At 42.7% G+C, this 17,087-nt stretch carries 16 protein-coding genes; 3 read left to right on the top strand and 13 right to left on the bottom strand.

Features of this window, described 5'->3' with window-relative positions:
* Positions 1–286: 286 nt before the first annotated feature.
* The 7 genes from IEW05_RS06985 to IEW05_RS06955 all read right to left on the bottom strand — a co-directional run bounded on the left by IEW05_RS06985 (position 287) and on the right by IEW05_RS06955 (position 6,295).
* Entirely contained in the window at positions 287–1,741 is a 1,455-nt protein-coding gene (locus tag IEW05_RS06985) for a nicotinate phosphoribosyltransferase (protein ID WP_188537118.1), read from the bottom strand.
* A gap of 48 nt (positions 1,742–1,789) precedes the next feature.
* Positions 1,790–2,341 (bottom strand): cysteine hydrolase family protein, encoded by a 552-nt coding sequence (locus tag IEW05_RS06980; protein ID WP_188537116.1) that lies wholly within the window; start codon positions 2,339–2,341, stop codon positions 1,790–1,792.
* A 68-nt stretch (positions 2,342–2,409) separates the two neighbouring features.
* Entirely contained in the window at positions 2,410–3,189 is a 780-nt protein-coding gene (locus IEW05_RS06975; RefSeq protein WP_188537114.1) for an NUDIX domain-containing protein, read from the bottom strand.
* Between the two features lie 108 nt (positions 3,190–3,297).
* Complete coding sequence (locus IEW05_RS06970; RefSeq protein ID WP_188537112.1) at positions 3,298–3,708, bottom strand: PaaI family thioesterase; 411 nt, start codon at positions 3,706–3,708, stop codon at positions 3,298–3,300.
* A gap of 95 nt (positions 3,709–3,803) precedes the next feature.
* Positions 3,804–4,256 (bottom strand): YlbF/YmcA family competence regulator, encoded by a 453-nt coding sequence (locus tag IEW05_RS06965; protein ID WP_188537110.1) that lies wholly within the window; start codon positions 4,254–4,256, stop codon positions 3,804–3,806.
* A 54-nt stretch (positions 4,257–4,310) separates the two neighbouring features.
* Entirely contained in the window at positions 4,311–5,864 is a 1,554-nt protein-coding gene (gene miaB / locus IEW05_RS06960; protein WP_188537108.1) for a tRNA (N6-isopentenyl adenosine(37)-C2)-methylthiotransferase MiaB, read from the bottom strand.
* Positions 5,865–6,088: 224 nt separating this feature from the next.
* Positions 6,089–6,295 carry a DUF1657 domain-containing protein gene (locus IEW05_RS06955; RefSeq protein ID WP_188537105.1) on the bottom strand — a complete coding sequence of 69 codons (207 nt, stop codon included), beginning with the start codon at positions 6,293–6,295 and terminating at the stop codon, positions 6,089–6,091.
* A 171-nt stretch (positions 6,296–6,466) separates the two neighbouring features.
* Between IEW05_RS06955 and IEW05_RS06950 the strand changes: the two genes are divergently transcribed.
* The 3 genes from IEW05_RS06950 to spoVAD are packed head-to-tail and all read left to right on the top strand — an operon-like array spanning position 6,467 to position 8,843.
* A complete protein-coding gene (locus IEW05_RS06950; protein ID WP_188537103.1) occupies positions 6,467–7,327 on the top strand; it encodes a DUF421 domain-containing protein in 861 nt (286 codons plus the stop codon).
* A gap of 12 nt (positions 7,328–7,339) precedes the next feature.
* Positions 7,340–7,828: a stage V sporulation protein AC gene (gene spoVAC / locus IEW05_RS06945; RefSeq protein WP_188537101.1), complete on the top strand. Its 489-nt coding sequence runs from the start codon at positions 7,340–7,342 to the stop codon at positions 7,826–7,828.
* A 1-nt stretch (position 7,829) separates the two neighbouring features.
* Positions 7,830–8,843, top strand: coding sequence for a stage V sporulation protein AD (gene spoVAD / locus IEW05_RS06940; RefSeq protein WP_188537099.1), 1,014 nt, complete (start codon positions 7,830–7,832; stop codon positions 8,841–8,843).
* Positions 8,844–9,884: 1,041 nt separating this feature from the next.
* On the opposite strand, the gene pduL is transcribed toward spoVAD, so the two are convergent.
* The 6 genes from pduL to IEW05_RS06910 all read right to left on the bottom strand — a co-directional run bounded on the left by pduL (position 9,885) and on the right by IEW05_RS06910 (position 17,040).
* On the bottom strand, positions 9,885–10,457 hold the full coding sequence (gene pduL / locus IEW05_RS06935) for a phosphate propanoyltransferase (protein ID WP_188537097.1): 573 nt from the start codon (positions 10,455–10,457) through the stop codon (positions 9,885–9,887).
* 403 nt (positions 10,458–10,860) lie between these two features.
* On the bottom strand, positions 10,861–12,441 hold the full coding sequence (locus tag IEW05_RS06930; protein WP_188537089.1) for a trypsin-like peptidase domain-containing protein: 1,581 nt from the start codon (positions 12,439–12,441) through the stop codon (positions 10,861–10,863).
* 209 nt (positions 12,442–12,650) lie between these two features.
* Positions 12,651–13,517, bottom strand: coding sequence for a 2-oxoacid:ferredoxin oxidoreductase subunit beta (locus tag IEW05_RS06925; protein WP_188537087.1), 867 nt, complete (start codon positions 13,515–13,517; stop codon positions 12,651–12,653).
* Positions 13,504–15,273 carry a 2-oxoacid:acceptor oxidoreductase subunit alpha gene (locus IEW05_RS06920; protein WP_188537085.1) on the bottom strand — a complete coding sequence of 590 codons (1,770 nt, stop codon included), beginning with the start codon at positions 15,271–15,273 and terminating at the stop codon, positions 13,504–13,506. Before IEW05_RS06920 ends, IEW05_RS06925 begins: the two co-directional genes overlap by 14 nt.
* A gap of 221 nt (positions 15,274–15,494) precedes the next feature.
* Complete coding sequence (locus IEW05_RS06915) at positions 15,495–16,457, bottom strand: dipeptidase (protein ID WP_188537083.1); 963 nt, start codon at positions 16,455–16,457, stop codon at positions 15,495–15,497.
* A 322-nt stretch (positions 16,458–16,779) separates the two neighbouring features.
* A complete protein-coding gene (locus IEW05_RS06910; protein ID WP_007430104.1) occupies positions 16,780–17,040 on the bottom strand; it encodes a stage V sporulation protein S in 261 nt (86 codons plus the stop codon).
* Positions 17,041–17,087: the final 47 nt, after the last annotated feature.

Below are 17,087 nucleotides of genomic sequence, written 5' to 3'. Positions count from 1 at the left end.
TTCATGACGTGAATTAAATGTCACAGTCAAATAATCCCCGATTAATTTTTCAATTTATCATAGGTCCCCTGGGTTCGATGTGACATTTGTCACAAGAATAATCTCATTTGGACATTTTCATTCTGATTGTCATCAAATACACACCTTGTCGAATTAACGCAACAAAATTGCTAGAAAATATCGCTTCCTGCGCTTTCCCGAGAAATAATTTTTTCATACGAAAAAAAGAGGATGCCCATTCCGTAATGGGGCACCCTCCTCGATATTATATATAGAAGCTTCCACACTAATCTTCTTGCAAGTTCATATAATCTTCGATCATCTTTTGCTTCAATTCCCAAGCTTCTTGGCTCAAATTGACGCGATACTTCTCGGGATTCAGCTTACGTAAATATTCAGGCCAGAATAAATCTAGCTGCTCTTGGTGATATTTCCGCACATCCTCCAGATTCGGAAGCTCATACACCAGCTTACCTTCTTCAAAAATGAGCTTAAGCATAGAAACGGTCTTATAGTCTTTTACTGTCTTCTTAATGTACGGATGAACCGGATCAAATAATCTTAGTTTTCCGCCACTACGGGCATGTTCTTCATGCGTGAAGCAAATGTAGTCGGCAATGGCCTTACCATCTTCACCGCTAATGAGACGCAGCACATCTTTTTTACCCGGCGAGGTCACTTTCTCAGGGTTACCGGAGATCTTGATCGTCGGCTCCATCTTTCCATCCTTCTCACGTTCAACTAGCTTATAAACGCCGCCAAGTGCCGGTTGATCAGCGGCTGTGATGAGTTGTGTCCCCACACCCCAAATATCGATTTTGGCACCCTGTGATTTGAGGTTGAAAATCGTGTTCTCATCAAGATCGTTGGAAGCAACAATCTTCACATAAGGGAGACCAGCTTCATCCAGCATTTTGCGGGCTTTAATCGAAAGATAAGCAAGGTCACCACTATCCAAACGGATACTACTTAACCGCTTGCCCATCGATTCAAGCATCTTAGCTGTCTTAATCGCATGCGGCACTCCACTCTGAAGCGTATCGAATGTATCCACGAGCAACGATACTTGATCAGGCATCGCCTTCGCATAAACTTCAAATGCTTCAAGCTCTGTGTCAAAAATTTGTACCCAGGAATGAGCATGTGTCCCTTTGGTTGGAATGTCGAACAACTCACCTGCTAGCATATTGGAAGTTGCGTCAAAGCCCGAAATATACGCTGCTCGCGCTCCCCAAACCGCTGCATCCGCCTCCTGTGCCCGGCGTGTACCAAATTCGAGTAGAATATCATTATCTGCTACACGTTTGACCCTTGAAGCTTTGGTTGCAATCAGTGTCTGAAAATTCATAAAGTTCAGTAAAGCTGTCTCTACTAACTGTGTCTCCAAAATACTACCTTCAACTCGTAATAAGGGCTCATTGGGAAATACGATTGCCCCTTCAGCCATAGAGTGAATGGTTCCTTTAAACCGGAAATTTCGCAACAGCTCCAAAAAATCCGGATGATAATTCTCCTCCTGCTTAGCCAAATAAGACAGATTATCTTCAGTGAAGTGTAAATTGGAGATATAATTTATAATCCGTTCCAATCCCGCAAACACAGCATACCCATTACCAAAAGGTAGCTTACGAAAATAAGCTTCAAACACTGCTTTTCGCTGATGAGTGCCATTAATCCAATGGGCATAAATCATATTAATTTGATATTTATCAGTATGTAGCGCCAAGCTTTCACTTTGCATTCTCTCTCATCCTCTCTGGCTGCAAGGTATTATCTGTTATCTATACGATCAGTCACAATCACGGCTATCCGTCACATTGGCACCCAAACTTCCCTTGAAATGCTCTAGTGCCCAGACATGTCCTTCCGGATTAAAACTAGCTACGGCATCATTAAACACCGTAATGGAGAATCCCTTATTGTAAGCATCCACTGCAGTATGCAGAACACAAATATCGGTACATACCCCGATCAAGTGTACTTCTGTTATTCCACGCTCACGTAACTTCAGTTCCAAATCAGTCCCGCAAAAAGCACTGTATCTAGTCTTATCCATCCAATGTATCTTGCCCACATGTCGATTATATACTTTAGCAAGGTCACCATATAGAGCACGGCCTTCCGTCTCCCGTAAATTATGAGGTGGAAACAGCTTACTCTCAGGATGCCACGTATCTTCACGTTCATGCAGATCTACTGCCATAACGACAAAATCGCCCCGCTCAGCATACAACTCAGTCAATCTGCAAATATTCTCTGCGATGAGAACAGCAGGTTCTCCCACAGGGAGATTACCATCAACAAAATCATTCGTGAAATCGATCACGATAAGTGCCTTCATAAACTTCACCCCATTAATTTATTTAAATCAATCGTGAAGCAAATATAGAATGGAATGACATACACTGCCTACGTATAAATCGATAATTGCGGTGTAAAGTCCGTGAATCGATATAACTGAGCCGGTCGTTGAGAATATTGATTAGACAACATAGCCTTACCGTTCTCATCACGAACCTCTTCTAGTATCCCTTGACGGCTACGCGTCGAAGTGATTTTACGAATAAAATTCAATTCAGCGAAATCTGGAACAACCGTCTGAATAACCTGATATAGTTCACCAAGTGTAAAATGTGGCGGTAGAAACTGTTTGGCAATGGTCGTGTGTAGCATTTGCTGTTGAATTCTTTTGTAAGCATCCTGCAATATTTCACGATGATCAAATGCCAGGTCTAAATCCTCCAGTGCCTCATTTACCGTAAACAATCCAACCTCTTGAGCATCGTCTGCAAACTGACGTTTCTCCAGCACCCATTCTTCTACAAGGGCAAAGAAGGCATGAGAAATAATCCATCCTCTTGGATCGCGCCCCGGTTTACTATAAACACCAAGATACTCCAGATGGTGACCATCAACGCCTGTTTCTTCTTTCAATTCTCTTCTCGCCGTCTCAAACAATGATTCATCTTCTTGAGAAAATCCCCCCGGAAGTGCCCATGCTCCAGCAAAAGGCCAGCTTCTTCGACGGATCAGCATCACCTTTAGATCGAACCGAGGAAGAGACTTCGTTGACGCCTTCCGCTCCAGTCTCGTTAATGTGAACATAACAATATCGGCTGGAATACCGTCTGGTGTACGGTATTTTTTAGCGTCGTAATTTTGTTTGCCTTGCTCTTGTTCTTTGTTCATCAGCAATCACCACATCAATCATTTGATAACACCCGCGCACTTACGCGCTAAGCATTCCCTGGTATTACTTGAAATACTGTAATCCATATGTGTAACTATCCACACGAATTACGATTTTGAATCTCGAGGGACGAGAAAAGTAGCTGTTGCTATGCAAGCTAAGGTACCATCTTCCCCATGAACTTCAGCGCGAAGAGTCATACTTCGTTGACTCTCATGCATTGGATAAGCAGACACTACTAAGTCCCCACTGCGCATCGCATTTAAAAAAGTAACATTCAAATTTGTTGTTACCGCTTGTTGACCATTTTTGTTTGCAGTCACTAATGTACCCATCGCTTGATCCATCATGGACGACAGTACACCTCCGTGTACGATTCCCATCGAATTCAAATGCGATTCATTTACCGTTAGCGCGAGCTTCACGTGGCTGCTATCTACAGATAACATTCGTAGTCCCAGTAGTCCCCAAAATGTTTTCTCATTCCGGGATGTAATTTCTGTCCAATCTATATCCATATCGGTTCCCCCACTGTTGTTGATAGACATCGGTCCATTAATTCATGGTGTTAATGATCAAAAAGTGCGGAGCAAGATATCCCCGCACTACTTAATTATTCTCCATACCCTGAAGTAGGTTCCTGTGTACTCGCCGTTTCCACATTTACTTTATCAGAAACGGTATCCCGAATCACCGAAATCACTAGTTGAAGTAAATAGTTGATATCACTCTGACTTTGCTGAAATTCGGTAACAACAGGAATGCTATCGAGTTCATCCTGAAGCTCTCTCATTTCGCCTTCAATCTTATCCACCATTGTTTTATTCTGAAAGCTCTCAAAGGCTACAATCTCTTTTTGTTTTTTCTTAATCTTGCTAATCAAGTCTTGCACTCGTTCGTGCTGCTGAATTAATTTCTCCGCTTTTTGAAAATGCTGAACTTCTTCACTCGTCCCGATTAATTCGGCGAGCTCCTTAGCTTTGGACATGATATCTCCGCGAATGACTAAATCACGGGAATCGAATTTTGGAATGCCGCAATCCGTTTGATTATTATGTTGTTCCAAGGTATTCTCCCCTTTATTAATTAATCGGTTAACAGGCTTTGTTAAGTACTGTCTTTAAGCCTGATTGACCACCGTTTCCGGTACAATGTTCCCTCTGATATACCATGTCATTGGATCTGTGATCTCAACCTTGACGAAGGTACCAATCAGATCAGCGCTGCCTTCAAAATGTACAAGCTTGTTACTGCGTGTACGACCCGCGAGTACATTCGAATTATTCTTACTTTCGCCTTCAACCAACACTTCGACTATTTGGCCTTGCACGGCGTCATTACTCTTACGACAATACTCATTAATTGCCTCATTCAAACGCTGAAGACGTTCCTTCTTCACTTCCATCGGCACATTATCTTCCATTACTGCAGCCGGAGTACCTTCACGTGGAGAGTAGATATAGGAATAGGAGAAATCAAAACCGACTTCTCGTACCAATGATATCGTATCCTCAAACTGCTCATCGGTCTCGCCAGGGAAGCCCACAATAATATCTGTAGTCAACACTACATTCGGAATAGCCGCCTTAATTCTCGCAACTAGATCTAGGTAATGCTCCCGTGAATATTTACGGCTCATGCGCTTCAGAACCGCACTACTACCGGACTGTACCGGTAAATGAATATGTTCAACAAGGTTGCCACCTTTGGCTAACACCTTAATCAAATCATCATCAAAATCACGCGGATGTGAAGTCATAAAACGAACGCGCGGAATATCGATTTTGCGCATATCGTCCATTAAGTCGGCGAACAGATACTTGATGTCGGTAAAATCCTTACCATACGCATTGACATTCTGACCAAGTAAAGTTATCTCCTTGAAGCCTTGACGCGCCAGTTCCCTTACCTCGGCGATCACATCTTCTGGACGACGGCTACGTTCCTTACCACGAGTAAACGGTACGATACAGTAGGTACAGAACTTATCGCATCCGTACATAATATTAACCCATGCGCGCATGCCTTCACGTTTCTTCGGCAGATTCTCAATAATGTCGCCTTCTTTGGACCACACCTCAACAACCAGTTCCTTACTGAATAAGGCTTCTTGAATAAGCTGAGGCAAACGATGCAAATTATGTGTCCCGAAGATCATGTCGACAAAGGAATGCTTCTGTAAGATTCGGTTGACTACACTTTCTTCCTGTGACATACAACCACATACACCAAGTAATAGCCCTGGTTTCTCCGTCTTCAATCCTTTAAGATGTCCCAGTTCACCAAACACCTTATCTTCAGCATTCTCCCGAATCGCACAAGTGTTGAGCAGGATAATATCCGCTTCTTTACGATCTTCCGTTGGCCGGTAGCCCATTTGCTCCAATAGGCCTTTAATTGTCTCTGTATCGTGCTCATTCATTTGGCAGCCAAATGTATACACAATATAATGCTTGCCTATACCGATACCTTGTAGCTCTTCAGGTACAGCGGTATCATACAATACTTGAATATCTTCCTTCCCACGCTGCTTCTCTCTACGATGATCCGGTTCTGATAGGATCTGGATGTCCCTTCCGCGGATTCTGATCTTCTTCCCCTGCTCATCTTCCGAAATTACTTTAGCATCTGAGAAGTCAAAATACTTGGAGTAATCCTTTGTCTCCTTAGCCATGATGCAGGCTCACTCCTTTTAATAATCTATCGTTTTCCCCTACCCGGGTTGATGATTCATTAAAAATGCATTACATCAAATTATAACATTATTCACATGTGATATCTAGACCAGCGCACACGAAAAGAGCTGTCCCTTCCGTAGAATAATCTACTTCTAGAACAGCTCCAACGTCTTTGTAAGTAAGCATATTGTGACAAAGTGCGAGATACTATCTTTAGAAATTAGAAGCCTTTATATTGAGGCTCCTCATTTTCCAATTGTTGTACCCGGCTTTCTACCTGCGTTACGATTTGCTGTGTTTGCTCAGCAGCATTAGTAAACAAAGTTTTCGCCTCTTGATTTTGTGTACTAAGTGCAAAAGTTTCTAGACTCGCTTGGGCACTTTTTAGGGACGCTAACGTTGTTTTCACTTGATTTGCTACAGTCATGATATCACCACCTTCAGCTATGATTTCCTCATGCGAGATTTAATTTGACCCGACCCGCCGCAAAACATACGACAAAACCTCTTCCATATTTTGAATTAGTAAAATACATGCGCTATGGTCATAATTTGCATAATCGAATTGTATCAAGTTCTAATCGAAAGGAGCACAAGCATGGCAGTATGGCTAGAAATTATAGTGCGAACACTTGTCGCAGTTGTTGTATTGTTTGGCCTTACCAAATTGCTAGGTAAACGGCAGATTTCTCAGTTATCGCTCTTCGAATATATTACGGGAATTACTATCGGAGATTTAGCGGCGACCGTCTCCATTGATGTTAATTCAGATTGGTACCTGGGTATGATTGCCATGGCCGTATGGGCTTCCATTTCGCTTGGTATCGAGTTTATACAGATAAAGAGCAAAAAGGGAAGAAACTTCATCGACGGCAGTAGTACCGTGTTGATCCAAAATGGTAAAATCCTTGAGGATAATCTCAAGAAAGAAAAACTGACGAATGAAGAATTACTGGAGCAGCTTCGGAAGAAGAATGTTTTCAAAGCCGCGGAGGTCGAATTTGCACTCATCGAACCCGATGGAGAAATTAACGTATTGCTGAAAAAAGAATATCAGCCCATTACCCCTTCACATCTAGGTATTAAAGTAGCGCCTGAACCAGAACCTCAAGCCGTCATTCTTGATGGAGAAATTATGGATGAACCGCTTGCAACTTTAGGGTTCAACCGCCAGTGGTTGAATACGGAATTACAAAAATTAGGTGTCACATTGGATAATGTGTATCTTGGTCAGGTTGATGGCTACGGTCAGTTCTATGTCGATTTATATGATGATCTTCTTCAGGTCCCTGAACCCCAAGAGAAACCTTACTTACTTGCGCAGCTCAAAAAATGTGAGGCCGACCTTGAAATGTTCGCCCTCTCCATAAAAGATCCTATCGGCAAAAAAATGTATGGCGATTGTTCTACACAAATGATACAAATCATCAACCAAGTGAAGCCTATATTGTCACAATAGGAGGTATGAGTCATGGCCAACAAAAAGAATAAGAAATTGACTCCTACACAGCAGCAATATCAACGGCTTGCTAGCTCACGTGAGCCGAAGCGGCCAGTAGGTGGCAATTGTCTTCGAGCTTTTGTATCCGGAGGGTTTATCTGTCTGATTGGAGAATGTATTCGTCAGGCTTTCATGAAGTATGGAGGATTTGAGGAGAAGACAGCATCTAACCCCACGGTCGCTGTCCTAATCATCTTGTCAGTCATTCTGACTAGTCTCGGCGTTTACGATAAGATCGCACAGTGGGCAGGAGCGGGAACCGCCGTACCTGTGACTGGTTTTGCCAACTCTATGGCATCATCTGCAATCGAACACCGTAGTGAAGGATTAGTCCTTGGTGTTGGTGCTGGTATGTTCCAATTAGCTGGATCCGTCATCGTCTTTGGAACGGTTGCAGCTTTTATTATCGGCCTGATCTATGCCATATTCGTTCCCGGTTTCTCCGGAGGAGGTCACTAATATGCTCAAAGGTCATCAAAGCTGGGTATTCGAGAACAGACCAAAAATTGTTAGTACAGCAACTGTAGTAGGTCCATTTGAAGGACAAGGCCCTCTGGCCAATGATTTTGATATCATCCATGGGGACTTATCTTTAGGACAAGATAGTTGGGAAAAAGCGGAGCGAACATTACTCGAAGAATCCACCAAGCTAGCGATTGAAAATGCGGGGCTTACCAAAGAGCAAGTGCAGTTTTACTTTGGGGGAGATCTGATGAATCAAATCATCAGCAGCAGCTTTGCTGCTCGTACGCTGACCATTCCGTATATCGGTATGTTTGGTGCTTGTTCCACATCAATGGAGAGCTTGGCACTCGCGGCCTTCATCGTCAACTATGGAGGAGCTAAGTACGCCTTAGCAGGAACTGGTAGTCATAATGCAAGCGTGGAGAAACAGTTCCGTTATCCTACTGAATATGGTTCGCAAAAACCTCCAACCGCTCAATATACGGTAACCGGTTCTGGATCTGCTGTTGTCTCACTTGAGGGGAAGGGACCTGCCGTAACCTCGGCTACCATTGGTAGGGTCATCGATATGGGGATTACAGACCCATTTAATATGGGTGCAGCTATGGCTCCTGCAGCGGTAGATACTATCGAAGCTCATTTTCGAGATCTGCAAATCGAACCTTCCTACTACGATTTAATTGTGACCGGCGACTTATCCAAAGTTGGATACGAAATCGCTGGCGATCTGCTCAAGAGGCACAACATCCCGATGGAAGGAACCACCTACAAAGACTGCGGCATGATGATCTACAATTACAACAAACAAAAAGTGCAAGCTGGTGCCAGTGGATGTGGTTGTTCCGCAGTCGTCACATACGGACACCTAATCAAACAAATCCGTAGTGGTGAACTAAAACGTATCTTAGTCGTTGCAACCGGCGCCCTGCTCTCTCCACTCTCATTCCAACAAGGCGAGAGCATTCCCTGCATCGCCCACGCTGTTTCAATTGAGGGCGGAGTACATTAACAAAACTCAGTGGATCATTTACTATGAGTATATAGGAGCGCTCCAAAGTGCAGATATGGTCCGACAAAGGAGATGCACTATTGCGAATGTGTACGAAAAACCAAATACTCGCTGAAGCTGGGTGGTTGCCTGGGGAAAATGTATGCGAAAAAACGAATACATCGTGCGGCTGAGACAGTTGCTGAGGCATATGTAAGTGAAAAACCGAATACATCATGCGGCTGAGGCGGTTGCTGAGGCAATTGTATGCGAAAAACCGAATACATCATGCGGCTGAGGCGGTTGCTGAGGCAATTGTATGCGAAAAACCGAGTACATCGTGCGGCCGAGGCAGTTGCTGAGGCAATTGTATGCGAAAAACCGAATACAATGTGCGGCTGAGACGGTTGCTGAGACAAATGTATGCGAAAAACCGAATACATCGTGCAGCAGAGGTGGTTAATGAGGCATTTGTATACTAAAAACCGAATACATCATGCGGCTGAGGCGGTTGCTGAGGCAATTGTATGCGAAAAACCGAATACATCGTGCGGCTGAGACGGTTACTGAGACAAATGTATGTGAAAAACCGAATACATTGTGCGGTTGAGACGGTTGCTGAGGCTAATGTATACGAAAAACCGAATACATCGTGCGGCTGAGACGGTTGCTGAGGCTAATGTATACGAAAAACCGAATACATCGTGCGGCAAGGCCGGTAGTTGATGTAAATGTATACGATAAACCGAGTACAAAGAAAAAGAGACAGGGAAGAATCCCCGTCTCTTTTTCTTTTTTACTTTAACTATAATCAGTCCTAGCTGAAAACAATGGATTATTCTGAGCGTAGCGGAGAGAACGGAATTGTTCTGAAGAAGCTAAAAGCTTTCCTTCGGAAAGCTGCCTCGGAAGCATAAGCTAAGTTCGCCTTTGTCCTCGGATTTCTACCGCTAACGCGGTCTATAATCAGGAAATCTGAGGACAACAGCGATCGGAAGAATAATCCGTCTTCGTAGCGGTCATCCCACTGTTTCACAAAAATGAATATAGTTGAGTCCTTTATTATTCGATGATCTCAGCTGTGTCGCCATTATTAGCACCGGCTGCGTTAGCTTCATCCGTATCAATATGCATGTCCAAAGCGAAAGAATCGGAAACACGAGCAACGACGTTCTCTAACACCAGACCGCGTTCACCACCAAGACGAACTTTCAGCATTTGTTTATCTTGAATATCCCATTTCGCTGCATCGGAAGTATGGAAGTGAATATGACGTGCGGCAACGATTACACCTTGCTCCAATTGCACTTCTCCTGCTGGCCCTTTCACCAATACACCTGGAGTTCCATCGATATTACCAGATTCACGAACTGGGGCTTTCACACCAATTGCAAAAGAATCCGTACGGGAAATCTCAAGCTGTGAAGCAGGACGAGCTGGGCCTAAAATACGAACCTTGTCAAACTGACCTTTTGGTCCAATAACGGCAACTGTTTCATTAGCCGCAAATTGTCCTGGTTGGGATAACGGTTTAAATTCGGTTAATTGGTATCCTTGTCCAAACAAAGCTTCAATATGTTCCTGAGTCAAGTGGATATGACGTGCAGAAACGCCGACTGGTACTGTTTTACTCATTTTTAAAAACACTCCTCGTATATTCTCTATGTCGATGACGATTCACATCATATAATATTATACACCTAACAAGTTGAAATGAAAAAGGCATTCATTTTTAAATGGATACCTTTTGTCATATATATGAAATATTTTTGAACTACATTTTGTTTGTGATCATCAGTATAATGAACATAACTTATAGGATTGAGGGGTTCAAATGTCTGAATCACAACGTATTGATTGTATGAAATGTTCCTTTTTTTATGTTACATGGGATCCACAGCTACCTAAAGGATGTAAAGCTTTCGGGTTCAAATCAAAGACGATGCCAAGTGCCGCTGTCCTCTCTTCTTCAGGCAAGCCCTGCATGAGCTTTGACCTTAAAGAGAAACTGCGATAACTCAGCACAGTCCGGTTTCGTCTACCTTAATTTAAAGTATACAAATGCATCTTCGTCTTCAGGATCTGCCGTATATCCATAATATCCGGTCGAGTAATCCAACTTGCCATACGCAAAATTATAATCCAGACGATACCCTCTTCCCTCTGACGTGATTGCAGAATATGGGAAACTTGATGGGTAACTACTCAAATAAACATTTAAATATAGTGTAAAAAATGTATCCGATAAACCTAGTTCATCGTGCAATTCATCAGAGAGATATAAAATTACACTTGCTGCAACGGGCACCGAGTTATTTCCATTTACCTGGTAATCCATCCAATCAGCCCATTGTGTTCCATCGTACATAGTTCCTCCGAGTATAAAACCTTCTCCATTTTTCGAAGGAATTACTACCCATTCAAAATCTAGATTCAAGTCTTTATATGTAATTACACCGTAATTTTCATTCATATAATCAGTAAGACTAGTAGCGGTGATCTTATTTGAACTAGTATTTTTGTTAGGTTTTTGCTGTAAAACAGTCGTTAAAGATTGGGCTACTTTGGACTTTGTTAGGAATGTTGTAACATCACTTGAAGGAATAGCGAGATTGATATCCGCTGAACTTTGAATAAATGCTGATGTAACCCCAACTAATTCCCCTCTCATGTTAAACAGTGCTCCACCACTACTTCCATGATCAATGGGTGCAGAGATTTGAATATAGTTTTGACCCTCAACGGTTCTAAGTGTTTGACTTACAACACCACTAGTTAATGAATTTTTGTACCCAAGAGGAGAACCGATCGCAACTACTTCTTCTCCTAACTCTAGTTTAGTAGAATCTCCAATGTTAACATATGGTAGAGATTTTGCATCAATTTTTATCAACGCTAGATCTCTTGTTTCATCTTTTAATAGCAGTGTTGAAGTTTTAAAAGCTCGTTGATCATTAAATTCAACACTGATCGTTGAAGCCCCATCGATGACATGGAAATTGGTTAGAATTTCACCATCAGCGCTTATAACAACACCACTACCACTTGATATTACCTTGTTTGATGCATTGTACACTTCGATATATACTACCCGATTTGAAAGTCTTCCAACTTCTTGGATCGACAGATTTGAACTTGTACTCGTTGAATTTGGCGTACTAGCTGTCGTGGGCGGATTCGCGATATATTCAAACGAAGGAATTTGTGGTGATTGAATATATATCTGCTTTCCTTTAACTTCAATGGTATTACCAAACGACTCACCAATAAATCGGAGCGGTACATAAGTTACCCCCGAAATTGATCTTGGCTTTGTTGTTAATGGAATAACCTGACCATTTCGAGATGCAAATTTTTTCCCTAATACGATTTGAATATTTACCCCTTCCTTAGAGGCACTAACTGTTTGGGTCTTGGCATCCCATTTAACATTTGCCCCCAAAACCTCGAAAATGGTTCTTAGGGGAACTAATGTAGTCCCGTTCTCTTGAATTGGTTTGGAAGTAAACTGTAGCTTAGTCCCATCTACATAGACTGAAATACCCTGATCTGCAGCAAATGCCGTACTTGGTATTATGAATGCGGTCAGCATGATGAACATAAATAACATCTTTTTCATTTTGATCTTCCCCATTCCACTCTGAAAATAATGATAATCACTCCACAATATCAATTATAGGTGCAAACCTCCTGTTTAGGAATATATTTCTAAATGCCTATTAAATAAGCTATAGCTTAGTCTTAAAAATAAAAAGGTGTATACAACATGTTCTGTTGTATACACCTGCTTTTTAGGCTATGAAGTTATTACCCTATTGTACAATTCCCTTATCTAAATTCAGCAACTAGATTATCAAATTCATGCTCCGTAAGAGCAAGCTGCTGAGCACTTAGTGGCTCCTGACGGAAACCATGGATGAGATTCTCATAACTCTTACGCTCTTTATTCTGATAAATGAGTCCCGTGATCATACTGCCTGTCTCCATCAGCTTGGTCATCGCCGCTAAGCGGTTCGATGGATCATAGTCTGGAATCGTATCCAGATTGATGATATTGTCCTTGAACCAGTCATACGTGTTGACCTTGTTGAAGGTGACGCATGGGCTGAACACGTTGATCAACGAGAATCCTTCATGCTGGATGCCTTGCTCAATAAGCGAGGTTAATTGCTTAATATCGCTAGAGAATGATTGAGCTACAAAGGTTGCGCCAGCTGAAAGAGCAATTTCTAGGGGAGCCAATGTTGATTCTATTGATCCCTCTGGTGTGCTCTTAGTCTTGAATCCTTCGCCACTACGTGGTGAAGTTTGACCCTTGGTTAATCCATAGATCTGATTATCCATAACAATATAGGTTATATTGACATTACGGCGAATCGCGTGAACCGTATGGCCCATCCCGATCGCGAATCCATCCCCGTCGCCACCAGAAGCGATAACTGTCAGATCGCGGTTAGCAAGTTTAACTCCCTGTGCGATCGGCAATGCTCTACCATGAATCCCATGAAGACCATAGGCATTGATATAACCTGAGATCCGACCAGAACAGCCGATCCCTGAAATAACTGCAAGTCCATCAGGCTCTAAACCAACGTTAGCAGCTGCCCGTTGAATTGCAGCTTGGATGGAGAAGTCTCCGCATCCAGGACACCAGTTCGGTTTGACATTGTTACGAAACTCTTTAAATGTTGCCATGTTTCACCAGTCCCTCCTGTGATTTAGCTACCTTCATGCATTCGCTATAAATCTCCGAAGGAAGGAACGGATTCCCATCATATTTAAGTACATTCACGATCTTATCATGAGATCCGATATTCGTTTTAATCAGATTCGCTAATTGGCCCGTTGCATTGTTTTCTAATACAAGTACCTTTTTAGCCTTTTCAATTTGTGGTAGCACTTCCTGAATTGGAAATGGATGCAACAGACGTACCGTCATATGATTAGTATCAATTCCTTCTTCTTCTAGAAGACGACGTGCCTGATCAATCGTACCACCTGTTGATCCCATACCGATGATGAGAATTTCAGGATCAAGATGAGGTGCTTGCAAATGAATTGGATTCTCAACTTCCAGCTTACTTATTTTGCGAAGGCGCTTATCCATCATTCTTTTACGATTAATCGGACTCTCTGAAGGACGACCTGATTCATCATGTTCAACACCCGTTACATGGTGAATACCATTCTTCTCACCTGGAAGAACCCGTGGCGAAATGCCATTCTCCGTAACTGCGTAACGATTGAACATACTCTTGTCTTCACGTTCAGGAATATCTTTGACGATATACCCACGATCGATGGTAATTTTATTATAATCCAGCATAGCGCAGGACTGTTTCCCCAATGATAGTTGAAGGTCGGTAGCCAAAATGACAGGCACCTGATATTTCTCAGCAAGATTAAACGCCTGAACTGTATCGTAGAAGCACTCCTCAATGGAACTTGGAGCGAGTACAATCTTTGGTATTTCACCATGCGTACCGTAGATCAAAGCATTGATATCGCTTTGCTCTTGCTTCGTTGGAAGTCCTGTACTAGGTCCACCGCGCTGTGTATCGACGATGACAACTGGCGTTTCGATCATACCAGCTAGCCCTATCGCTTCCATCATCAGTGACAATCCCGGTCCTGCTGATGCAGTCATTGTCCGAACACCTGCGTAGCTCGATCCAATAGCCATTGTTACAGCGGCAATTTCATCTTCCGTCTGAACCACAGTGCCACCGAATTTCGGTAGTTTTTTGATTAAATATTCCATTATTTCAGAAGCTGGTGTAATCGGGTAAGCACTCATAATTCGGCATCCCGCCGCTACGGCACCTAGTCCAATGGCATCATTACCGATCATGAATAACTTTTGCACACCATCTGCTGGTTCTAATTTGAAGGCATCGATAGGTCCCCCGGCTAGCTCAAGCACAAATTCTGCTCCGCGTTTAACCGCTTCAATGTTCTTCTCTACGATTGCAGGTCCTTTACGTCCAAATTCTTCTTCCACTGCTTTATTGAATACTTCAAGCGGTAGACCGAGAAGCGCCCAGGAAGCACCAGATGCAACCATGTTCTTCATCAATGAAGTACCCAGATCTTCTGCAATGCTAGTAATTGGTACTGAGAAGAGCGTTGCATTCACATCTTCAGGTACGGTAGGGTTAAATTTGGCATCGGCCACAATAACTCCACCACGACGAAGTTCATGTGCATTTAAATCGATACTTTCTTGGTCAAAAGCGACTAGAATGTCCAAGTCGTCGGAAATTGCACGAATCGGCTTGGTACTAATCCGAATTTTGTTGTTTGTGTGACCGCCTTTAATACGGGAAGAAAAGTGCCGATACCCGTACAAATAATAACCCAGTCTGTTCAAAGCCGTCGAAAAAATTCGGTCTGTACTTTCAACGCCTTCCCCTTGCTGACCACCGATCTTCCAAGACAATTGACTAATCAAGATCGCCCACTCCTTTACTCGCATCGAGCTAACAATAATAATAGAAATATAGTGCAACTAGAATGATGATTCATAAATAACTCAATCTGTCTGCCTTTAATTGTGAACATTTTGTTTCTGAGTCATGTCAATTTTATGTCGGAAAACAATAAAAAGCAAGCGTTTTCTAGCCCCTTTTCATATAGTAGTTTTCGATCATATCGTTCTCGTAATGACATTGATTAAAGCGCTTTCTTTTGCTTTGGTAGCCACTTTTGCAAAAAAGAGAGTGCATTCCCGTACAACCATTGACGTACGAGCTCTTCTGGATAATACTTCAGCAATGTTTCTACCCACCCTGAGTAATGCCCAGCATGCTTTAAATCGCTCAAATAACTTTCAATGCCATCAAAATCAGAGCCGAACATCAACGTGTGCTGACCGTGAAGTGAACATATATGGTCAATATGCAACAATAAGTCTTTGCTAGAGGAACCCTGCCCCTCTTTAACGAACCATGGCACAAACGTCAAACCTATTCGCCCATCGAGTTCTATAATTGCTTTAATCTGTTCATCTCGTAAATTTCGAACATGAGGGCAAATCTGATAGGCATTAGAATGCGAAGCAATAAAAGGACGACCAGACAACTTAGCCAGATCGACCAGTTCACAGAATCCTTTTTGCGATAAATGAGAAACATCCAAGATCATCCCAAGTTCATAGCATGTTCGAACCAGTTCCACCCCTTGCGCGGTGAATCCACCATTCCTCTTTTCCATGATACCATCCGCTGCCCAATTAGCAAAATTCCACGTTAAGCCTAGAAAACGCACGCCTCGATCATAGCATAGTTTCAAATAATATAGATTTCCCTCTAGGCCATCCGCCCCTTCAATAGACAAAAGCCCGCCAATGCGCCCTGTTTGTTCTTGCACTAATAAATCTTCAACTGAACGAATCGGCGTTATTCCTGTGGTCACAATTTTATTATGGAAAATATCAATCTGCTCCAAAATATGACCGATTTTCGGTGTGCCTAGCGTCTGAGACACAAAAATAGCAAAGCACTGTAATGCGACTCCACCTTGAGTCATCTTCGTCAATGTTACATCCAATTTCCGATCACTACTAAAATCCAGCTTTGGATCAAGTTGCATCTTACTAAGAGCATCACAGTGAAAATCTACAACTTTATACCCCATGACCATCCCTCCAAGCTTTAAGTGCGCGTTCAAAAAGTCAGATTTTCAGCACCAGACCCTATGCTTACGATGCTGCGTTTTATTCAAAACGCTTCAGAAGGTTGGATAAAGCTAGGGGCTGAGGAGCGGAGCGTAGGCAAAACCTACGTGAGCACCGGAAGTCCCGGCTGAATCCAAGATTCGATGTCGAATATACTCTTGTTCTACTTCGTGATCAAAAGATGACTTTTTAAACAACCTCTATTACAGGATTATTGCAACAATGGACACAAAAAAACCTGTCTACACTCGTAAACAGGCATCGGTGTACTCTTGAATCTGTTTATCTGGGTTCGACGATTAATTTGATTGCCGTACGATCTTCACCATCAATCACAATATCTGTAAATGCCGGAATGCAAATCAAATCGACTCCACTTGGCGCCACAAATCCCCGAGCTATCGCTACTGCTTTGATGGCTTGGTTAAGTGCCCCCGCCCCGATAGCTTGAAGTTCAGCATTGCCACGTTCTCTTAACACCCCAGCTAACGCACCCGCAACGGAGTTGGGATTGGATTTTGCTGAAACTTTTAATACATCCATGGTAAGTACCTCCCTGGGAATAATGGTTTAATTCCACTACTTCAATG

The sequence above is a fragment of the Paenibacillus segetis genome, assembly GCF_014639155.1.
GTDB lineage: Bacteria > Bacillota > Bacilli > Paenibacillales > Paenibacillaceae > Fontibacillus > Fontibacillus segetis.
Note: the sequence above shows the minus strand (reverse complement) of the source record. Positions and strands in the feature narration are given on the sequence as shown.

Bases quoted from the DNA above. Each gene is read 5' to 3' on its own strand.
- IEW05_RS06985 (WP_188537118.1), bottom strand. From the start codon at position 1,741: ATGCAAAGTGAAAGCTTGGCGCTACATACTGATAAATATCAAATTAAT.
- IEW05_RS06930 (WP_188537089.1), bottom strand. From the start codon at position 12,441: ATGAAAAAGATGTTATTTATGTTCATCATGCTGACCGCATTCATAATA.
- spoVAC (WP_188537101.1), top strand. From the start codon at position 7,340: ATGGCCAACAAAAAGAATAAGAAATTGACTCCTACACAGCAGCAATAT.
- IEW05_RS06950 (WP_188537103.1), top strand. From the start codon at position 6,467: ATGGCAGTATGGCTAGAAATTATAGTGCGAACACTTGTCGCAGTTGTT.
- IEW05_RS06970 (WP_188537112.1), bottom strand. From the start codon at position 3,708: ATGGATATAGATTGGACAGAAATTACATCCCGGAATGAGAAAACATTT.
- IEW05_RS06925 (WP_188537087.1), bottom strand. From the start codon at position 13,517: ATGGCAACATTTAAAGAGTTTCGTAACAATGTCAAACCGAACTGGTGT.
- IEW05_RS06955 (WP_188537105.1), bottom strand. From the start codon at position 6,295: ATGACTGTAGCAAATCAAGTGAAAACAACGTTAGCGTCCCTAAAAAGT.
- spoVAD (WP_188537099.1), top strand. From the start codon at position 7,830: ATGCTCAAAGGTCATCAAAGCTGGGTATTCGAGAACAGACCAAAAATT.
- miaB (WP_188537108.1), bottom strand. From the start codon at position 5,864: ATGGCTAAGGAGACAAAGGATTACTCCAAGTATTTTGACTTCTCAGAT.
- IEW05_RS06975 (WP_188537114.1), bottom strand. From the start codon at position 3,189: ATGAACAAAGAACAAGAGCAAGGCAAACAAAATTACGACGCTAAAAAA.
- IEW05_RS06915 (WP_188537083.1), bottom strand. From the start codon at position 16,457: ATGGGGTATAAAGTTGTAGATTTTCACTGTGATGCTCTTAGTAAGATG.
- IEW05_RS06910 (WP_007430104.1), bottom strand. From the start codon at position 17,040: ATGGATGTATTAAAAGTTTCAGCAAAATCCAATCCCAACTCCGTTGCG.
- IEW05_RS06980 (WP_188537116.1), bottom strand. From the start codon at position 2,341: ATGAAGGCACTTATCGTGATCGATTTCACGAATGATTTTGTTGATGGT.
- pduL (WP_188537097.1), bottom strand. From the start codon at position 10,457: ATGAGTAAAACAGTACCAGTCGGCGTTTCTGCACGTCATATCCACTTG.